Here is a 17706-nt window from a genome sequence, read left to right as displayed (position 1 = left end):
GACCCGTGCCCACCCCGCCCCCGATCACCGTCCCCCCACAGCTCGCCGAGCACCACGAGGAGCACAACCCGGAGCACGCCGCCGAGTGGATCGCGGGCCTGCCCGGCCTGGCGGCCGGCTTCCTGGACCGCTGGAACCTGCGGTCCGACGGGGAGCCGGCCCACGGCTACGTGGCGCTCGTCCTGCCCGTACGCCGGGAGGACGGCACCCCGGCGGCGCTCAAGCTCCAGCCCGTCGACGAGGAACGGGCCGGCGAGCCGCCGGCGCTCCGCGCCTGGTCCGGGCGGGGCGCGGTCCGGCTCCTCGAACACGACCCCGCGACGGGCACCATGCTGCTCGAACGGCTCGACGCCGCGCGGTCGTTGGGCGGCGTCACGGACGCGGAGGCCGCGCTGCTCGCCCTCACCGGACTGCTGGCCCGGCTGCACACCGCTCCCGCGCCGGACGGCCTGCGGCACCTGCGGGACGTGGTGCGCGAGATGCTCGCGGCCGTACCCCAGGCTTCGACGGCCCTGGACGACGCGGACGAGCGCCGTTGGCTCGGCGACTGCGCCGAGGCCGTCCGCGAGGTCGCCGACGAGCCCGGCGACCGGCTGCTGCACTGGGACCTGCACTACGAGAACGTGCTCGCGCCGCTCCCCGACGCCGCCGCCGATCGCGGACCGTGGCTGGCCATCGACCCCGTGCCGCTCGTCGGCGACCCCTGCTTCGACCTGATGCCGGCGCTCGACAACCGGTGGGACGACCTGATCGCCACCGGCGACGTGGAGCGGGCCCTGCGGCGGCGGTTCGACCTGATGACGGACGTGCTGAGCCTGGACCGGGGACGGGCGGCGCGGTGGACTCTGGCGCGGGCGCTGCAGAACTCGCTGTGGACGGTGGAGGACGGGGGACGCGGCTGGAGGAGGAGCAGGTGACGGTGGTGCGGGCGTTGGCGCGGTATGTGTGAGGGGCCCCGGTCCCTCCCTTCACGAAGGAGGGACGCGCCCTCTGGGGGACCCGAGCTCCCTACTCTTCCCCCGCCAGCGTCAGCTTCCGCAGCTTTTCGCCCGCGTACCAGGTGGCCGCCACCGTCACCCCCGCGAGCAGGACCACCGCCACCGGCAGGCCCACGTCGGAGGAGATGGCGCCGGGCGCCGCGATGCGTTCGGCCAGGGACAGGGCCCACTGCTGGACGCTGAGCGTGCGCGCGCCCGGTACCAGGCTGCCGAACAGCGATTCCCAGATCAGCGCGTACACCAGGCCCGCGACCACCGCGTGCCGGGTCACCGTGCCCAGCAGGAGGAAGAGGGCGCTGTACGTCACGGAGGCGACGGCCGCGGCGATCGTGTAGGCGAGGGCGATCCGCTGGCTGTCGCCGTTCAGGACGAGCCCGGCGAGCAGGGTCGGGACGGCCGAGAAGACGGCCGTGACGCCGGTCGCGACGATGAGCTTGGTGAAGATGATCGTCGGTCGTTTCACCGGCTTGGCGAGGAGGTAGACGACCGAGCCGTCGTCGATCTCCGGGCCGATCGCGCCCGTTCCTGCGATGACGCCGATCAGCGGGACCATCGTCGCCAGCGCGAAGCCGCCCAGGACCTTGGTGGCGGTGTCGTCGTCGGCGCCGGTGAGCAGGCGGACCGCCACCGAGATGATCAGCAGGAGGGCGGGGAGGGTGAAGAGGACGGCGGCCCTGCGGCGGCCGAGGAGTCCCCGGTAGGTGAGCCGGGCGACGGTCGGGTGGTAGAAGCGGTGCATGGGTTCGGCGCCTCCTTTCAGGATGTTCAGGCCGCGACGAGGTAGGAGAAGACCGATTCCAGGGACTCGTCGGAGGGCGAGACCGTGAGGAGGCGGATGCCGTGCGCGCGGGCCACGGCCGGGAGCAGGGTGGTGAACCGGCCGAAGTCCACGGCCTGGACGCGCAGCGCGCCCTCCTGGACGTCCACCTCGATGCCGGACGTCGACGGGTCGGCGATCAGGGCGGCGGCCAGGGCGCGGTCGTCGCTGGAGCGGACGAGGTAGCGGTGCGGCCGGTTGGTCATCAGCCGGCGGATCTTGCGGAAGTCGCCGGACGCGGCGTGCCGTCCGGCCACCACGACCTCGATGTGCGCCGCGAGCTGCTCGACCTCCTCCAGGATGTGCGAGGAGAACAGCACCGAGCGCCCCTCGGACCCCATCCGCCGCAGCAGGTCCATGAGTTGCATGCGCTGACGGGGGTCCATGCCGTTGAACGGCTCGTCGAGCAGCAGCACGGACGGGTCGTGGACCAGCGCGGACGCCATCTTGACGCGCTGCCGCATGCCCTTGCTGTACGTGGAGATCTTCCGGTCCTGCGCGTACTCCATCTCGACCGTGGCCAGCGCCCGTCGGGCCGCCGCTTCGGGCAGCCCGTGGAGCTCGGCGTTGGCGCGGACGAACTCCAGCCCGGTGAGGAAGTCGTACATCGCCTCGCGCTCGGGGACGACGCCGATGTGCCGGTAGATCTCCTCGTTGCCCCAGATGACCGTCCCGTCGAGGGTGACCGTGCCGGTGGAGGGGGCCAGGAAGCCGCCCATCATGTTGATGAGCGTGGACTTTCCGGCGCCGTTGGGGCCCAGCAGGCCGGTGACGCCGGGGCCGATGGTCATGGAGACGTCGTTGACGGCCACCACGTTGCCGAACCAGCGGGAGACGTTGTCGATATGGATGGTTGTCACAGGCCCGCCTTCCGGTAGCGGCGCATCAGGAGGGCGTACGAGCCGGTGATCAGCGCGAGGACGGCCAGCAGGTAGACGACTCCCGCACCGGTGCCCGGGCCGTGCGCGCCGGGGAAGCTGGAGGTGGCGCCGAGGAACGCCGTCTGCACGCCGTCGATCAGGGTGATCGGCGAGAACAGGCCGAGCCAGCCGATGACGTCGGTGTTGTCCCGGGCGTAGGCGATGCCCTGGACGGTGCTCACGGCGCCGTACGAGATGGTCAGGACGGCGATCACGGCGGCGACGCCGAAGCCGCGGCGCGGCGTCAGCGCGGCGACGACCAGGCCGAGGCCGGCGAAGAGGAGGGACAACAGGGCCACGGAGACCAGTCCTTGGGCGAAGGCTTTCGTCTGGGCGGCGAAGTCGAGCTTCGCCAGCAGGGCGCCCACGTAGAGGATCAGCAGGGGCGCCGCGGTGAGCAGGAACACCGCCGAGGCGAGCGCGGCGTACTTGGCCAGCACGTAGTCGACGCGCTCCACCGGGCGGGAGAAGTAGAGCGGGACCGTCCGGAAGCGCAGGTCACGGGAGACCGCCTGCGGCGCCTGGGAGGCGAGGTAGAGGCCGACGACGGCCTGGAGGAGGATCGCGTACCGCGTGTATTCCACCGGCAGGTCGTCCAGCTTCGTGGTGATCGCGACCGCGACGATGATCGCGGCCGGCGCGCACATCACGGCGAACAGCGTCATCGGCAGGACCTTGGACTTGGCCGAGCGGCCCAGCCCGTACGCGCCGCGCAGACTCTGCGACCAGAGCGCGCGGCGGGCGTAGCCGCGGCCCAGGCGGGGGCCGGTGTACGGCCGGTAGCCGATGTTGTGGATCACGTCCTGGGCGGGCGTGGCCGTGGTCTCAGGCGGCATGGGTGGTGCCCCGTTTCTGCGCGCTGTGGTCGTTCGTCCTGTCGTCGGCGTCCGCCTGGAACACCTCCGCGATGCGGTGCCTGCGCTGCTCCATCCGCACCAGGCCCAGCCCGAGCCCGGCCACGGCGTCGCGCACGACGTCGTACGTCTCGTCGCCGGCGAGGTCGACGAGCAGGACGTGCCCGCCGCCCGCCACCGCGTACCCGCCGCCCGCGCCGCCGGCCGCCCGGACCGCGAGCCCGGCGGCCGTCAGGGCGGCGCCGAGGGCGGCCGTCCCGTCCGGGTGGGCGTCGGTGTCCGTGACCTCGACCGCGAGGGAGCCGGTGGCCTGGGTGAAATCGCTGGTGGCGGAGGAGCGCAGCAGCCGGCCGCCGTCGATGACGACGACGTGGTCGCAGGTGCGCTCCAGCTCGCCGAGCAGGTGGGAGGTGACCAGCACCGAGATGCCGAAGTCGGTGTGGACCCGGCGGATGAGGGCGAGCATCTCGTCGCGGCCGACGGGGTCGAGGCCGTTGGTCGGCTCGTCCAGCAGCACCAGGCGCGGGTCGTGGACCAGCGCCTGGGCCAGCTTCACCCGCTGCTGCATGCCGGTGGAGTAACCGCCCATCGGGCGGTAGCGCTCCTCGTAGAGGCCCACGTGGCGCAGGGTGTCCGCGGTGCGCTCGCGCGCGGCGGACAGCGGCAGTCCGGACATCCGCGCCATGTGCACGACGAACTCGGTGGCCGAGACGTCGGGTGGCAGGCAGTCGTGCTCCGGCATGTAGCCGACCCGCTCCCGGATGGCCGCGCCCTCGGTGGCCACGTCCAGGCCCAGCACGTGGGCCCGGCCCTCGGTGGCCGGGGAGAGCCCCAGCAGGATCTTGATCAGCGTCGACTTGCCGGCCCCGTTGGCGCCCACCAGACCGGTCACACCCGGAGTGATGTCGACGGAGAGCCGGTCGAGCGCGGTCACCTTGGGGTACCGCTTGCTGAGGCTTTCGGTGGCGATCACTGTCACGTCATCGACGGTAGTGGCGCGGACCACAGTCGGCGTCAGTCTGGATGACGGCTTCGGCGTAGTCCTCGGGTCTGACCGTCCCGTAGGGGATGGGCCGGAAGTACGGAACCGGACATCGGGGGCGTGGGTGCGGAGGCGGGGGTGGCGATCGGGGTGCCGGGGGGCACGGCCCCGGATCGGCCTGCCGGAGGCACCTCATGCCCCACCCCTTGACGCCGCCTCCAAATATTGTCACATTCATCAATGTCAACTTCCGCACCGGCAGGGACGGTTGCGTCATGAAGACCGCCGCGTCATCACTCCCGCACGTCACAGAGGACCTGGCCGGCTTCCGGGAAGTGCAGCGCCTCGCCTACGACTGCGCCGAGGCCGTCGCCGCGCAGCTCGTTCCCGGGATGACCGAGCGCGACGCCGCCCGGTTGCAACGGGAGTGGCTGCGGCGGCGCGGGGTGCGCGACTGGTTCCATCTGCCCTTCGCCTGGTTCGGCGACCGCACGGCCTTCACCGGCTTCCGGGTGCCCACGCAGTTCTTCCCGTCGGGCCGGCGGCTGGCGCCCGGGATGCCGTTCGTCCTGGACCTCGCGCCGGTGTACCGGGGCTTCACCGCCGACGTCGGCTACTCCGGCTGTCTCGGCCCGGACCCGCTGCACGCCCGGATGCTGGACGATCTCCTCGACCACCGCGACCTCGTCCTGCGCGGCGTCCGGGAGCGCCGCCCGCTGCGCACGGTCTACGAGGACGTCGACCGGCTCATGATGCGCCAGGGCTACGCCAACCGGCACCGCGCCTACCCCTTCGGGGTGATCGCCCACAAGGTCGGCCGGGTCCGCGACCGGCGCCGGTCGCCGCGCGTCCTCGGCTTCGGCACCCAGGCGCTGAAGGGGCTGGCCTCCGACGCGCTGCACGGCCACCGGGAGGGCTGGTCGCCGCTGTGGAGTCCGTACCGCTTCTCCGACCACCCGCCCACGCCCGGGCTGTGGGCGGTCGAGCCGCACCTCGGATTCCGCGGGACGGGCGTGAAGTTCGAGGAGCTGCTGGTGGTGACCGACTCGCGGGATCCGGAGGAAAGCGCGTTCTGGCTGGACGACGATCTTCCGCACGTACGGCGGCGACAGGCGGGGCGGCAGACGGAACGGCAGGCAAGGCAGCAGGCAGAGCGGCAGGCAGTGGGACGGGACGGACAGGAGGGAACCGGACGATGAACGCCTTCGGCACGGAGCTCGGCAGCGGGCACGGCACGGAGCTCGGCGGGGCGCGGGAGCGCAGGGTGCGGTCGGCCGGGGTCGAGCTGTGCGTCGCCGAACTGGGCGACGCCGTCGACCCCACCGTCGTCCTCCTCCACGGCTACCCGGACAGCAAAGAGGTCTGGGCGCCGGTCGCCCGGCACTTGCAGGAACGTTTCCACGTCGTGCTCTACGACGTACGCGGCTGCGGCCGCTCCACGGCGCCCAGCCCGCTGCGCGGCGGCTTCACCCTGGAGAAGCTGACCGACGACTTCCTCGCCGTCGCGGACGCGGTGAGCCCCGACGCCCCCGTGCACCTGGTCGGACACGACTGGGGATCCGTGCAGGGCTGGGAGTTCGCCACCGTCCCTCGCACCGAGGGGCGCGTCGCCTCCTTCACCTCCATCTCAGGGCCCTCGCTCGACCACTTCGGCCACTGGATCAAGGAGCGCGCCGCCCGGCCCACCCCGCGCCGCGCCGCCCAACTGCTCGGGCAGGGCGCCCGGTCCTGGTACGTGTACGCGCTGCACACGCCCGTGCTGCCGGAGGCGGCCTGGCGGGGGCCGCTCGGCCGGCGGTGGCCGGGCCTGCTGGAGCGGTCCGAGAAGGTGCCGAAGGGGCCGTACCCGACCGCGTCCCTGCCCACCGACGCCGCGCACGGCGCCTGGCTTTACCGCGACAACGTCCGGGAGCGGATGCGCCGCCCGCGCCCCGACGCGTACGCGCACGCCCCCGTGCAGCTGATCACGCCGACCGACGACCCGTTCCTCTCCGAACGGCTCTACGACGGCCTGGAGCGCTGGGCGCCCGGCCTGGTGCGGCGCACCGTGCGCGCGGGTCACTGGGTGCCGCGCACACGTCCCGGGCAACTGGCGGACCAGATCACCGAGTTCGTCGGCCGGCAGGCGGACGGCCCGTCGGCCGTCCCCGTCCGGCGCCCCCTCCCCGGGTCCGGCAAGGCCCGTCCGGAGCGGTACGCGCAACGCTTCGCCGGGCGGCTCGTCCTGGTGACGGGCGCCGCGAGCGGCATCGGCCGGGCCACCGCCTTCGCCTTCGCCGAGGCCGGTGCCCGGATCGTCGCGGTGGACCGGGACGCGGAGGGCGCGACGCGCACCGCCGAGCTCGCCCGGCTCCTCGGCGCGCCCGGGGCGTGGGCCGAGTGCGTCGACGTCTCCGACGAGGCGGCGATGGAGAAGCTGGCCGCCCGTACCGCCGAGTCCCACGGCGTCGTGGACGTCCTGGTCAACAACGCGGGGATCGGCGTCGCCGGGCCGTTCCTCGACACGCCGCCGGAGGCGTGGCGGAAGACCCTGGACGTCAACCTGTGGGGCGTGCTGCACGGCTGCCGCCTCTTCGGCCGGCAGATGGCCGAGCGCGGCGAGGGCGGCCACATCGTCAACACCGCCTCCGCCGCCGCCTTCCAGCCCTCCCGGAGGCTGTCCGCCTACAGCACCTCCAAGGCGGCGGTGCTGATGCTCTCCGAGTGCCTGCGTGCCGAGCTCGGCGACCGGGACATCGGCGTCACCGCCGTCTGCCCCGGCATCGTCGCCACGGGCATCACGTCCGCCACCCTCTTCACCGGCGTCCCGGCGGAGGAGCAGCGCCGGCTGAGGGAGCGGACCACCCGGCTGTACGGGCGGCGCAACTACCCGCCGGAGCGGGTCGCCGACGCGATCCTGCGGGCCGTCCACGACGACCTGCCCGTCGTCCCCGTCACCCCCGAGGCGCACGGCCTCCGCCTCCTCGCCCGCTTCGCACCCCGCCTGCGGCGGGCCGTCGCACGCGCCGAACCCCGGCTCTGACCCGGCGCCTCCGCCATCGGCCGCCCCGAAGCCGTCACGGCGTCCGCCACATTCGGAGCCTCGCGACAACCCCAAGCCCCACAGCCCTTGAAGCCCTCGAAGGAGGACCCCGCATGACCACCGACCACCACCCCATAACCCCCCGGCGCGTCTCCTTCGACTGGCGGGAGACGCCGCTGCACTGGATCCCCGACGAGCCGACGGCCACCCACGTCATCAACGTGCTGCACCTGCTGCTGCCCGCCGGGGAGCGGTGGTTCGTCAAGGTCTTCAAGGAGGCCCTGCCGCTGGTCAGGGACCCCGAACTGCTGAAAGACGTCAAGGGGTTCATGGGCCAGGAGGCCACCCACAGCGTCCAGCACTCCTACGTCCTCGACCACCTGGCCCACCAGAAGCTGGACACCGGTCCGTACACCAGACAGGTCGACTTCCTCTTCGACGTGCTGCTCGGCGAGCGCCCGCCGTTCGGGCTGCCGGTGTCCGAGCGGGAGTGGCTGCGGTTCCGGCTGTCGGTGATCGCGGCGGTGGAGCAGTTCACCGCCGTCCTCGGCGACTGGGTGCTGCGGGCCGACGCCCTCGACGCCGCCCGGCCCGACCCGGTGATGCTCGACCTGCTGCGCTGGCACGGCGCCGAGGAGGTCGAACACCGGTCGGTGGCCTTCGACATGTACCAGCACTGCGGTGGCGACGAGCCCGGCCGCTACGCCCGCCGCGTGCTCGGCATGGCGATCACCGCGCCCGTCCTGACGTACCTGTGGGGGCGCGGCGCCGCCTATCTGATCCGGCACGACCCCCGGCTCGCCAAGCGGCTCCGCTACACCCTGCGGCACCACAAGCGGGCCGTCGACAAGGGGCTGCTGCCCACCTGGCGTGAGCTGGGCGCGGCCGTCCCTCGCTACCTCCGGCGTTCGTACCACCCGTCGCAGGAGGGGTCGTTGAGCAGGGCCGTCGCCTACCTGGCGGCCTCGCCGGCCGCGGGCCGGGGGCGGGCGCCCGGCGGCGCGGTCGCGTCGTAGAGTGACGGGTGGTTTCCGGGAGGAGCGACCCTTGAACGAACCGCCGGCGTACCGGATCGAGGACCTGGCCCACCTCAGCGGCGCCACGGTCCGCACGATCCGCGCCTACCAGGACCGCGGCCTCCTCCCCAAGCCCGAGCGGCGCGGCCGGGCGAACGTCTACGGCGACGCCCATCTGGAACGGCTCCGGCGGATCGGCGACCTCCTGGAACGCGGCTACACCCTCGCCAGCATCAAGGAACTGCTGGACGCCTGGGACGCCGGGCGGGGGCTCGGCGGGATCCTCGGGCTCGTCGCGGAGGTGGACGGGCCGTGGTCGGACGAGCGGACCGGCCGCGTCACCCGCGCCGACCTGGTCGAACGGTTCGGGGGCGTGCCGGACGAGGCCGCCGTCGAGGACGCCGTGGAGCTGGGCGTCCTCGAACCGGTGCCGGGCTCCCCGGACACCTTCCTGGTGCCGAGCCCGCAGGAGCTCGCCGTCGCCGCCGAACTGCACGCCTCCGGCGTCCCGCTGCGCGCCATCCTCACCCACCTGCGGGAGGTACGCGCCCAGGTCGAGCACCTCGCCGGCCGCTTCCTCGACTTCACCACCGAGCACGTCTTCCGGCCGTACCTCGACCACGCGCCGTCCGAGGAGGAGGCGGACCGCGCCGCCGCCCTCGTACGCCGGCTGCGGCCGCTCGCCCAGCAGACCGTGGACGCCGAACTCGCCCGCGCCATGCGGCTGCTGGCCGTCCGGAACCTGCGCCGCCATCTGTGGGAGGTCAACGGCAGCGCTCCCGCCGTCGCGACGGCCGAGGCCGGGGTCGCGGTGGAGCTGCCCGCCGCGACGGTGGACGCGGTACGGGACCTGGTCGGCCCGGACGGCGTGGGGGCCTTCGTGGCCGCCGCGGCGGAACGGGAGGCGCGGGCGCGGGCGATGGACGGCCTCGTCGAGCGGCATCGGCAGGGCGCGGGCCAGGCCGTCACAGGCCCGGCGCGCCCCACACCGGGAACCAGCGGCTCAGATCGTCCTCGATCCGCAGGTCGTCGGTGAGCAGTGCCCTCGTCCGCAGCTCCAGTTCGTGATCGCGTCGTTCCCGGGCGCCCTCGACGGGCGCGAACGGGTAGAACGTGCCGCGTTTGTAGAGGTAGACGAGGGCGAGCGGGCGTCCGCGACCGTCCCGGAAGCCCAGCAGCGAGCAGAGGAGCTGGGGACCGAACCCGGCGTCCTCCAGCAGCGTGTTGACCGCGTGCAGGTCGTTGACCAGGGCCGGGACGTCGTCGGGCGGCTCCTGGGCCAGCAGCCAGGTGTACCCGTAGGGATCTCGCCGGAACTCGACGGGCGTCCCGCCGCGCGCGGTGTCCGCGTCGAGCAGCCGCCGGACGTCCTCCCGCAGCGCGTCGAAGGCGCCGCCCTCCACGCTGGCGAAGCAGACCGAGCCGCGCCCGGTCGGTTCCAGCCCCGCGCCGGCGCGGAGCGTGACGGCGGCGGACGGCAGGGCGAAGAGGCGGTCGAGATCGGGGCGGACGGGCTTGGTGCGCCCGAGGATCACGTCCAGGAGGCCCATGGGTCGCCGTCACCCCGCCCGTCCGAGGGCCGCCGCGATCCGGCCGAGCTGGTCCAGCCGCCGCTCCAGCGGGGGGTGCGAGGAGAGCAGGCCGCTCAGGGTCTCCCGGGAGAGGGCCGGGGCGAACCAGAAGGCGTTGAACGGCTCGGCCTGCCGCAGGTCGCGGGTGGGGATCCGGGCGAGCTGGCCGGTGACCTTGGTGAGCGCGGACGCGAGCGCCGACGGGCGGCCGGTCAGCAGGGCGGCGGCCCGGTCGGCGGACAGCTCCCGGTAGCGCGACAGCATCCGGGTGAGCAGGAAGCTCACGGCGTAGACGACGGCGCTGACCAGCGGGACGACCACCATCAGGAGGGCCGTGTTGGCATCCCGGCCGCCCACGCGGCGCAGGCCGCCCCACAGGCCGACGCGGGTGATGATCCCGGCCAGGACGCCCAGGAAGGAGGCGATCGTCATCACCGCGACATCGCGGTGTGCGACATGGCTCAACTCGTGCGCCAGGACGCCCTCCAGCTCCTCGGGCTCCAGCCGGCGCAGCAGCCCGGTCGTGGCGCAGACCAGGGCGTTGTTCCGGTTGCGGCCGGTGGCGAAGGCGTTGGGGACGTCGGTGTCGGCGACGGCCACGCGCGGCTTGGGCATGTCGGCGAGGGCGCACAGCCGGTCGACCGCGCCGTGCAGCTCGGGTGCCTCGCGCGGGGTCACCTCGCGCGCCCCCATCCCGAACTCGGCGATGCGGTCGCTGAACCAGAACTGGGCGACGAACAGCCCGCCCGCCAGGACCAGAACGATCGGCCACGCCCCGCGCAGCAGCACCACCAGCACGCCGACGAACACCACGTACAGCAGCCCGATGAAGAACATCGTGCCCACCATGCGGGTGGTCAGCCCGCGGTCGGGGGCGAATCGTGTTCCCCGTGTCGTCTTCCGCACGGCGGCCTCCCAGTCCTCGCACCGGCGCCCGGGGGAGGCTCCTCCGTCACGTCGGGCGCGCACGGTCACGCGGACAGCCGCGCCGACGCCTCCGTCACGCCGGAAAAGACCCTTCTGTCACGATTCTCCCTCTTGCCTCGCCTATTGCGCTCATCCGGGCTCACAGCCCGATGATCCGGACCCGGTCGCCGCACAGCCGTGCCATCTCGTCGACGTCGGAGGTCAGCAGAGCCACCGGACCAGGCCGGCGCAGGGCCACCTCGGCGACGGTCGCGTCGACCGCGTTCTCGTGGCCATGCAGCCCCGCGCCTTTCAGCAACTCCGCGGACGCCCTCGCCGCGCTCTCGATCACCGGCTCGACCTTGACGCGGGACAGCATCCAGCGCAGCCGGGACATGTTCACCCGCGCGTGACCGACTTCCACGATGGAGTTGGCTCCGATGACGAAATCGGCGCCCATGGCGTGGAACACCTGGAACAGGGCCAGGACCTTCCGGTCCTGCGCGATCCAGGCGGACACCCCTTGGGAGTCGAGGACGACGGTCTCGACGTGCTCCTTCACCCCGCGCTCGCCGGCCCGCGGACGCCTGCTCCCGGTCCGTCGGCGCCCGCCGTCCCGAAGATCCGGGAGCGGGCCTCCGCCAGCTCCTCCTCCGTGAAAGCCCCGTGTTCCTCCTGGTGGCGCACCAGATCGGCGCCGAGGAGCCGGTGCCGCAGCCGGCGTGCCACCGCCTCGGCGACGTAACCGGAGACGTTGTCGGTGAGTTTCCTCAGCTCGGCGACCTGCTCGGTCGGCAGCGTCACCGTGATGCGCGTCGTGTCCGCCACACCGCCGAACATACTGCGATATGCACACCCTCGGCCGGAGGCCGGCGCTCAGCCGAGCTGCGCGAGCCCCTCGGTCGCGATGCGCTCGAAGACGGCCTGATCGGCGGCGAAGTCGGAGTCGGGGACCGGCCAGTGCAGCACGATCTCGGTGAAGCCGGCCTCCCGCTGCCGGCCCGCGAAGTCCACGAAGGCGTCGACCGAGTCGAGCATCGAGGAGCGGTCCGGGGTGAAGCCGGTGAGGAGGATCCGGTCCGGCTCGGCGGGCTTCCGGCCGGTCTCCTCGCACGCCGCGGCGAGCTTCGCGACCTGTCCCCGCAGCGCCGCGTCCGACTGGGCGGGCGTGCCCGTCTCGTACAGCTTCGGATCGCCCGTGGTCACCCACGCCTGCCCGTACCGGGCCGCGAGCCTCAGCCCGCGGGGGCCGGTCGCCGCGACGGCGAAGGGCAGCCGCGGGGACTGCGCGCAGCCGGGGACGTTCCGGGCCTCGACGGCCGTGTAGAACGCGCCCTCCTGTGTGACGGCGCCCTCGGTGAGCAGCCGGTCGAGCAGCGCCACGAACTCGGCGAACCGGTCCGCCCGCTCCTTCGGCGTCCACGCCTCCTGCCCGAGCGCGGTCGCGTCGAAGCCGTTGCCGCCCGCGCCGATCCCCAGGGTGATCCGGCCGCCGGAGACGTCGTCGAGGGAGATCAGCTCCTTGGCGAGGGTCACCGGGTGGCGGAAGTTCGGCGAGGTCACGAGAGTGCCCAGGCGGAGGCGCTCGGTCGCCGTCGCGGCGGCGGTGAGGGTGGGCAGGGCGCCGAACCACGGGCCGTCGCGGAAGGTGCGCCACGAGAGGTGGTCGTAGGTGTACGCCGCGTGGAAGCCGAGCTCCTCGGCGCGCTGCCACTTCGCACGGCCTCCCTGGTGCCAGCGGTCGACAGGGAGGATCACGGTGCTCAGGCGCAGACTCATGCGTCGGAGCCTACGTCTCGCCTCCCTGCTACGACCACGTCTCTCTGGTTGATCCGGGCCACATGAGCACCACGGTCCCCGGGACCCTGACTCAAAAGCGCGCCGCCGCGCACACTCGTGCGCCGTGAAGCGTCCGGTATCCGACAATGGGAACCGTGACTTCAGCTACCGAGCAGCCCGAGACCCCGGCCGCCGGCCGGACCGCCCCGATACCCCGGCTGATCGCCACCGACCTCGACGGCACCCTGCTGCGGGACGACAAGACGGTGTCCGAGCGGACCGTGGCCGCGCTGGCCGCCGCCGAGGCGGCCGGGATCGAGGTCTTCTTCGTCACCGGCCGCCCGGCACGCTGGATGGACGTCGCGAGCGCGCATGTGCACGGTCACGGCCTGGCGATCTGCGCGAACGGCGCCGCCGTCGTGGACCTCCGGGGCGGCGGCCGGTTCGTCGAGGTCAGACCGCTGGAGCGGGCGGACGCCCTGGCCGTCGTGGAGCTGGTGCGCGCCGCCGTGCCGGGCACCTCGTTCGCCGTCGAGTGCACGACGGGCTTCCACTACGAGCCGGAGTACCCGCCGTACCAGCTCGACCCGCACGCGACGGTCGGCCCGGCGGAGGAGTTCCTGGCCGGGGCTCCCGTCGCGGGAGAGGACGGTGAGTCCCGCGGGCCCATCCTCAAGCTGCTCGCCCACCACCCGGAGCTCGCCCCCGACGCGTTCCTCGCCCTGGCCCGCACCGCGGCCGGCGAGCACGGTTCGATCACCCGCTCCAGCCCCACCGCGCTGCTGGAGGTCAGCGGCCTCGGCGTCAGCAAGGCCAGCACCCTCGCCGGCTACTGCGCCGAGCACGGCATCGCGCCCGAGGAGGTCGTGGCCTTCGGCGACATGCCCAACGACCTGGAGATGCTCGGCTGGGCCGGCACCTCCTACGCCATGGCCAACGCCCACCCCGAGGTCCTGGCCGCCACGACGCACCGCACCGCCGCCAACAACGAGGACGGAGTGGCGGCGGTGATCGAGCGGATCGTGCGGGTGGCGTGCCCGTGAGCGCCGCGCTCGGCGCTCACCGCATACCGGTCAGTACCAGATGGTGTGCTTCCAGATGATGTCGCGGGCCGCCGCACCCGTGTCCAGGCCGTAGGCGGGCCGGTCGGTGACGAAGTACTCGCGGAAGCTGGACTGCGTGTCCCGGGACATCATGGTGTTGCTCTTCGTCCAGCCGCCGTCGACCTGGGACCACAGGTCGACCAGCGCGGTCGCGACGCGCGCCTCGCAGGCGTCGCCCGGGTCGATGCCGCGGGTGGAACGGTCGTTGGCGAGGTTCAGCGACGCGCCGTTGCCCCAGTAGTAGGTGGTGTCGCCGAAGGTGTGGAACGCCACCGCGTTGGCGTAGCCCTCGGTCCAGGCGCAGCCGGTGGAGGAGGTGCGGTCGACGTAGTGGGGCGAGCAGTTGCTCACCCGCGGCCACCAGCCCCGGTAGAGCTTGCCCTGGAGGGCGTGGCCGGCCTCGTGGACGGTGGTGTGCTCGGAGTCCGGGTCGTTGTCCGCGAGGTGGACCTTGTCCTCACCGCCGTTCCAGTACGTGCCGTCGGTGGAGCCGGGGTACCACTGGACGGTGATCGGGGAGCAGCGGCCGTTCTGCTCGCTGGAGGCCCAGCAGTCGGTCGTCGAACCGCGGTTCCACCACAGCTTGTTGAGGGTGTCCAGGACGTGCCACGCGCGGCTCTGGCCCGAGTTGGCGTACACGTTGCCCAGGCTGGTGCTGCCCGAGACGTTGTTCAGCGCGTAGGACGAGGTCGCGTAGAGGCCGCCGTCGGCATCGACCACCGACCACATGCGGCCGGCCTGCGTCCGGAACTCCACCCAGGCCGCTGAGGTGACGGAGGTGCTCGGGGTGTAGCAGAGGTTGAACTTGCCGTCGCCGTTGCCGGTCATACCCGCGGCGAGCTGGCGCGTGGCGCCGTTGGCGGTCGGCTTGCCCCACAGGATGACGTTGGCGTTGCTGACCGGTTCGTCCCGGACGGCCTTGCCGTTCCAGTCGCCGCCCTCGGCGGACTGGAAGCGGTTGCGGAAGGTGCCGCCGACGCAGACCTGGGCCCGCGCGGACGGGGCGGGGGCGACCGAGGAGCGGGCGGGGGCGGGGGACTTCGGGGCGACCTGACGCGGTTTACGGGTACCGGCCCCGGGGCTGGGGACCTTGGTAGCGCGCCCCTTGGAGACCGTGACGCCCTTGCCGGTGGAGCCCTTGGTGGCGCCGACGGTCAGTTCGACCGAGTCGTGTCCGGCGCGGCGCGGGTCCGGGTGGTCGATGTCGCTGATGTCCGCCTGGATCTGCGCGGGCCCGGCGGCGACGGCCTTGACCTTGAGCTTCACGGTGCGGGTGCCGGGGGTCAGGGCGAGCTTCCGGCCGGTGCGCTGGCCGAAGGCGTCCCCGGTGGGGGCGGCGAGCCCGGCATCCCTGCCGGATATTCGCAGGCCGGGCGGCAGTTGGACGGACAGGCCGGCGTTCTTGACGCTCGCCTGCGCCTTGACGACGACCGTGAGGGTGGCCTGTTCGCCGACGGCCGGCAGGTGGTCGAGGGCGGCCGTCACGCCGAGGCAACTGAGCGGTGTCTCCGCGCGGTTGTCCGCGGAGCGGATGGTGCAGGTGCCGCTGGGGGCGGCGGCCGCGCGGGCCTCGGTACGCGCGGCATCCGAGGCGAACGCGGACGGTACGACGGCGGCGGCCACCAGGCAAGCGCCGACGCCCGCGAGGGCGGTCAGCGGGACGGGTCTCAGGACGCGTCTCTTGGCCCGTTTTCCGGACATGAGCAAACCTTTCCGCGGCGTGCGCTGTCCGGTTCCGGCCGATCGGCTCCGGGCCACGCGGGCGCCGCTGTGGGGGAGTTGCGCACTGCCCCCGGGGTGCGGGCGTGATCGTCCGGCGAGGGGACCACTGGCCAAAGCAGCACTCTGGGTGACAGCGGTCGGAACCATACACCATGGCCTGAGCATGGCAATGCGATAAGCGGAGGTTGATTTTCGGCCTCAATCAGGGCCCTGAGCAGGAAGTTTGATGATCCGTCGGATGACGGACGTCAGCGGGCGGAGATCACGAAGCATCGCCCGAACCATGGGGGCCGACTACGGGTAGTGACTATCGATCTACGGGCGGGGTGGTGCCGCCTTCGGCGGAGGGGTGCCCCGGTCCCTCCCTTTCACCGTTTCTTGCGGGGGCTGCGCCCCCGCACCCCCGAAACCGCGCTCCGCGCGGTTGTCCTCAAACGCCGGACAGGCTGAATAGTGCGCCCGGGCGCGAAATCAAGCCCGTTGGGGGTCCCCCTCTGGGGGAGTTTGAGGACGAGCGGCGAAGCCGCGAAAAGGGGGTTTGGGGCGTCAGCCCCAGGAAACGGCGAAGGGGTGGGACCGGGCACCCTCAGACCCCAACCCCCCGCCGCCGCAACCACTCCACCGGATCCACCGCGGACCCGAACTCCGGCGTCGTCCGCACCTCGAAGTGCAGATGCGGCCCGGTCGAATTGCCCGTCGTCCCCGACAGCCCGATCCACTCCCCCGGCCGCACCCTCCGCCCCGGCGCGACGAACGGCACCGCCAGGTGCGCGTACTGGGAGTACCAGCCCCCGGGATGCCGGATGACCATGCTGATGCCGAAAGCGCCGCCGCACCCCGCGGAGACCACCGTGCCCGGTCCGACCGAGCGCACGGGTGTGCCGGTGGGCACGGCGAAGTCCTGGCCGGTGTGCGTCCCGGACCAGTTCGCGCCGGAGCCGCCGTAGCCCGCGGAGAGCCGGTAGCCCAGTACCGGGCGCGTCCAGCCGTGGCGGGACGGGTCGCCGTCCGGCCGTTCGCCCTCGTCCGGTTCGAGCGCGTCGCGGTCGGCCGTCCGGCAGCGGCCTTCGGCGACCTCGGCGGCGGCCAGCGCGTCGAGCCGGCCGCGGGCCTCGGCCAGCCGGTCGGCCATGGCGTCGAGGGCGGTCCGCATCCGGGCGGCGTCCCGGTCCAGCGCCCGCCAGGACAGGGCCGTCGCGCGCGCCTCGGCGGCGAGGGCCCGGCTCCGGTCGTCCGTCTCGCCGAGCCGCCGGGCGAGCCGCTCCCTGCGTCCGGTGTCGTCCTCCTGGACGGAGAGCAGTTCCAGCGGGTCGTCCAGCAGCCGGGGGCTCTCCCGGGCGGTGAAGCCGCCGGTGCGGTACTGCGCGCGGGCGGCGGCGCCGGCGTCCTCCCGCAGCACCCCGGAGACGAACCGGAGGCCGTTCAGCCGTTCCGCGAGCCGGTCCGCCTCCCGCCGCCGCTCCCGCGCGGCCGGCTCCGTGCGGGCGTAGACCTCCTTGACCTGGGCTTCCTCGCGGGTCAGCCGGTACACGTCGGAGGTGGCGCGGGCGAGCCGGCCCGGGGCCGCGTACGAGTCGGGCGGCCGGGAGCCGAGCACCGGGGACACGGTGACGGCCAGCGCGCAGAGGACGAGGCAGCCGTCGCGGCGGAGCCGGCGGCGGGTGCGGCGCGGGCGCGGCCGGTCACCGTCGTCACCACGGCCGCCGCCGGGACGGGACCGCGGCCGGCCGCCGCCGCAGGTGCCGAACGGCTGCCGGCCGCCGCCGGTATGGGAACGCTGAAGTCGGCGCATGGACGCGATCGTGACCCGGGACCCGGCACCTCCGCTTCCGCAAGGGGACCGTTCAGGCGACGCCCGGACGGGCCCGGAGGCGCGGGCAGAGGCGCGGGCGGGGACGCGGGCGGGGCGCGGGGGGACATGCTCGGGCGCGGTCGGACGCGCTCGGACATGCTGGGACGCGCTCGGACGCGTCGACGGCGCCGTTGGTCCGGCCCCGCCGAGCCGTGTCCCACCCG

16 protein-coding genes and 1 pseudogene are annotated in these 17706 nt (G+C 73.4%); 6 read left to right on the top strand and 11 right to left on the bottom strand.

Annotation, left to right across the window (positions count from 1 at the left end; genetic code table 11):
* Positions 1 to 5: 5 nt before the first annotated feature.
* Positions 6 to 949, top strand: a pseudogene (locus ACQEVS_RS17640) (aminoglycoside phosphotransferase family protein).
* Positions 950 to 1008: 59 nt separating this feature from the next.
* On the opposite strand, the gene ACQEVS_RS17635 reads toward ACQEVS_RS17640, so the two are convergent.
* Genes ACQEVS_RS17635 through ACQEVS_RS17620 form a run of 4 tightly spaced genes read right to left on the bottom strand, consistent with a single transcriptional unit; the run spans position 1009 to position 4595 of the window.
* On the bottom strand, positions 1009 to 1737 hold the full coding sequence (locus ACQEVS_RS17635; protein ID WP_433021497.1) for an ABC transporter permease: 729 nt from the start codon (positions 1735 to 1737) through the stop codon (positions 1009 to 1011).
* 26 nt (positions 1738 to 1763) lie between these two features.
* Positions 1764 to 2675, bottom strand: a complete 912-nt coding sequence (locus ACQEVS_RS17630; RefSeq protein ID WP_433021495.1) for an ABC transporter ATP-binding protein — start codon at positions 2673 to 2675, stop codon at positions 1764 to 1766.
* Complete coding sequence (locus ACQEVS_RS17625) at positions 2672 to 3571, bottom strand: ABC transporter permease (protein ID WP_433021493.1); 900 nt, start codon at positions 3569 to 3571, stop codon at positions 2672 to 2674. The genes ACQEVS_RS17630 and ACQEVS_RS17625 overlap by 4 nt, the downstream gene beginning before the upstream one ends.
* On the bottom strand, positions 3561 to 4595 hold the full coding sequence (locus tag ACQEVS_RS17620) for an ABC transporter ATP-binding protein (protein ID WP_433021491.1): 1035 nt from the start codon (positions 4593 to 4595) through the stop codon (positions 3561 to 3563). The genes ACQEVS_RS17625 and ACQEVS_RS17620 overlap by 11 nt, the downstream gene beginning before the upstream one ends.
* Positions 4596 to 4846: 251 nt before the next feature.
* Between ACQEVS_RS17620 and ACQEVS_RS17615 the strand changes: the two genes are divergently transcribed.
* From ACQEVS_RS17615 to ACQEVS_RS17600, 4 genes are all read left to right on the top strand, one after another.
* A complete protein-coding gene (locus tag ACQEVS_RS17615) occupies positions 4847 to 5770 on the top strand; it encodes a M24 family metallopeptidase (protein WP_433021489.1) in 924 nt (307 codons plus the stop codon).
* Positions 5767 to 7593 (top strand): SDR family oxidoreductase, encoded by a 1827-nt coding sequence (locus ACQEVS_RS17610; RefSeq protein ID WP_433021487.1) that lies wholly within the window; start codon positions 5767 to 5769, stop codon positions 7591 to 7593. Before ACQEVS_RS17615 ends, ACQEVS_RS17610 begins: the two co-directional genes overlap by 4 nt.
* A 113-nt stretch (positions 7594 to 7706) precedes the next feature.
* Positions 7707 to 8609 carry a metal-dependent hydrolase gene (locus tag ACQEVS_RS17605; RefSeq protein ID WP_433021485.1) on the top strand — a complete coding sequence of 301 codons (903 nt, stop codon included), beginning with the start codon at positions 7707 to 7709 and terminating at the stop codon, positions 8607 to 8609.
* Positions 8610 to 8640: 31 nt separating this feature from the next.
* Entirely contained in the window at positions 8641 to 9645 is a 1005-nt protein-coding gene (locus ACQEVS_RS17600; RefSeq protein ID WP_433021483.1) for a MerR family transcriptional regulator, read from the top strand.
* Here ACQEVS_RS17600 and pspAB read toward each other — a convergent pair.
* The 5 genes from pspAB to ACQEVS_RS17575 all read right to left on the bottom strand — a co-directional run bounded on the left by pspAB (position 9575) and on the right by ACQEVS_RS17575 (position 12865).
* Complete coding sequence (gene pspAB / locus ACQEVS_RS17595; RefSeq protein ID WP_433021481.1) at positions 9575 to 10159, bottom strand: PspA-associated protein PspAB; 585 nt, start codon at positions 10157 to 10159, stop codon at positions 9575 to 9577. The genes ACQEVS_RS17600 and pspAB overlap by 71 nt on opposite strands.
* A 9-nt stretch (positions 10160 to 10168) precedes the next feature.
* On the bottom strand, positions 10169 to 11086 hold the full coding sequence (gene htpX / locus ACQEVS_RS17590; protein WP_433021479.1) for a zinc metalloprotease HtpX: 918 nt from the start codon (positions 11084 to 11086) through the stop codon (positions 10169 to 10171).
* Positions 11087 to 11246: 160 nt separating this feature from the next.
* Positions 11247 to 11648 (bottom strand): DNA-binding protein, encoded by a 402-nt coding sequence (locus tag ACQEVS_RS17585; RefSeq protein WP_433021477.1) that lies wholly within the window; start codon positions 11646 to 11648, stop codon positions 11247 to 11249.
* The gene (locus tag ACQEVS_RS17580) at positions 11645 to 11914 is read right to left on the bottom strand and encodes a hypothetical protein (protein WP_433021475.1); all 270 of its coding nucleotides are present in this window, start codon (positions 11912 to 11914) and stop codon (positions 11645 to 11647) included. Before ACQEVS_RS17580 ends, ACQEVS_RS17585 begins: the two co-directional genes overlap by 4 nt.
* Positions 11915 to 11962: 48 nt before the next feature.
* The gene (locus ACQEVS_RS17575; protein ID WP_433021473.1) at positions 11963 to 12865 is read right to left on the bottom strand and encodes an LLM class flavin-dependent oxidoreductase; all 903 of its coding nucleotides are present in this window, start codon (positions 12863 to 12865) and stop codon (positions 11963 to 11965) included.
* Between the two features lie 146 nt (positions 12866 to 13011).
* Here ACQEVS_RS17575 and ACQEVS_RS17570 point away from each other — a divergent pair, with 146 nt between their 5' ends.
* The gene (locus ACQEVS_RS17570; RefSeq protein ID WP_433021471.1) at positions 13012 to 13908 is read left to right on the top strand and encodes an HAD family hydrolase; all 897 of its coding nucleotides are present in this window, start codon (positions 13012 to 13014) and stop codon (positions 13906 to 13908) included.
* 30 nt (positions 13909 to 13938) lie between these two features.
* Here ACQEVS_RS17570 and ACQEVS_RS17565 read toward each other — a convergent pair whose 3' ends face one another.
* The gene (locus tag ACQEVS_RS17565; protein ID WP_433021469.1) at positions 13939 to 15669 is read right to left on the bottom strand and encodes a mycolysin; all 1731 of its coding nucleotides are present in this window, start codon (positions 15667 to 15669) and stop codon (positions 13939 to 13941) included.
* A gap of 607 nt (positions 15670 to 16276) precedes the next feature.
* Complete coding sequence (locus ACQEVS_RS17560) at positions 16277 to 17482, bottom strand: M23 family metallopeptidase (protein ID WP_433021467.1); 1206 nt, start codon at positions 17480 to 17482, stop codon at positions 16277 to 16279.
* Positions 17483 to 17706: the final 224 nt, after the last annotated feature.

The organism is Streptomyces sp. CA-181903, assembly GCF_050937075.1.
Classification (GTDB): Bacteria; Actinomycetota; Actinomycetes; order Streptomycetales; family Streptomycetaceae; genus Streptomyces.
This window is presented reverse-complemented; position numbering and strand designations above follow the sequence as displayed.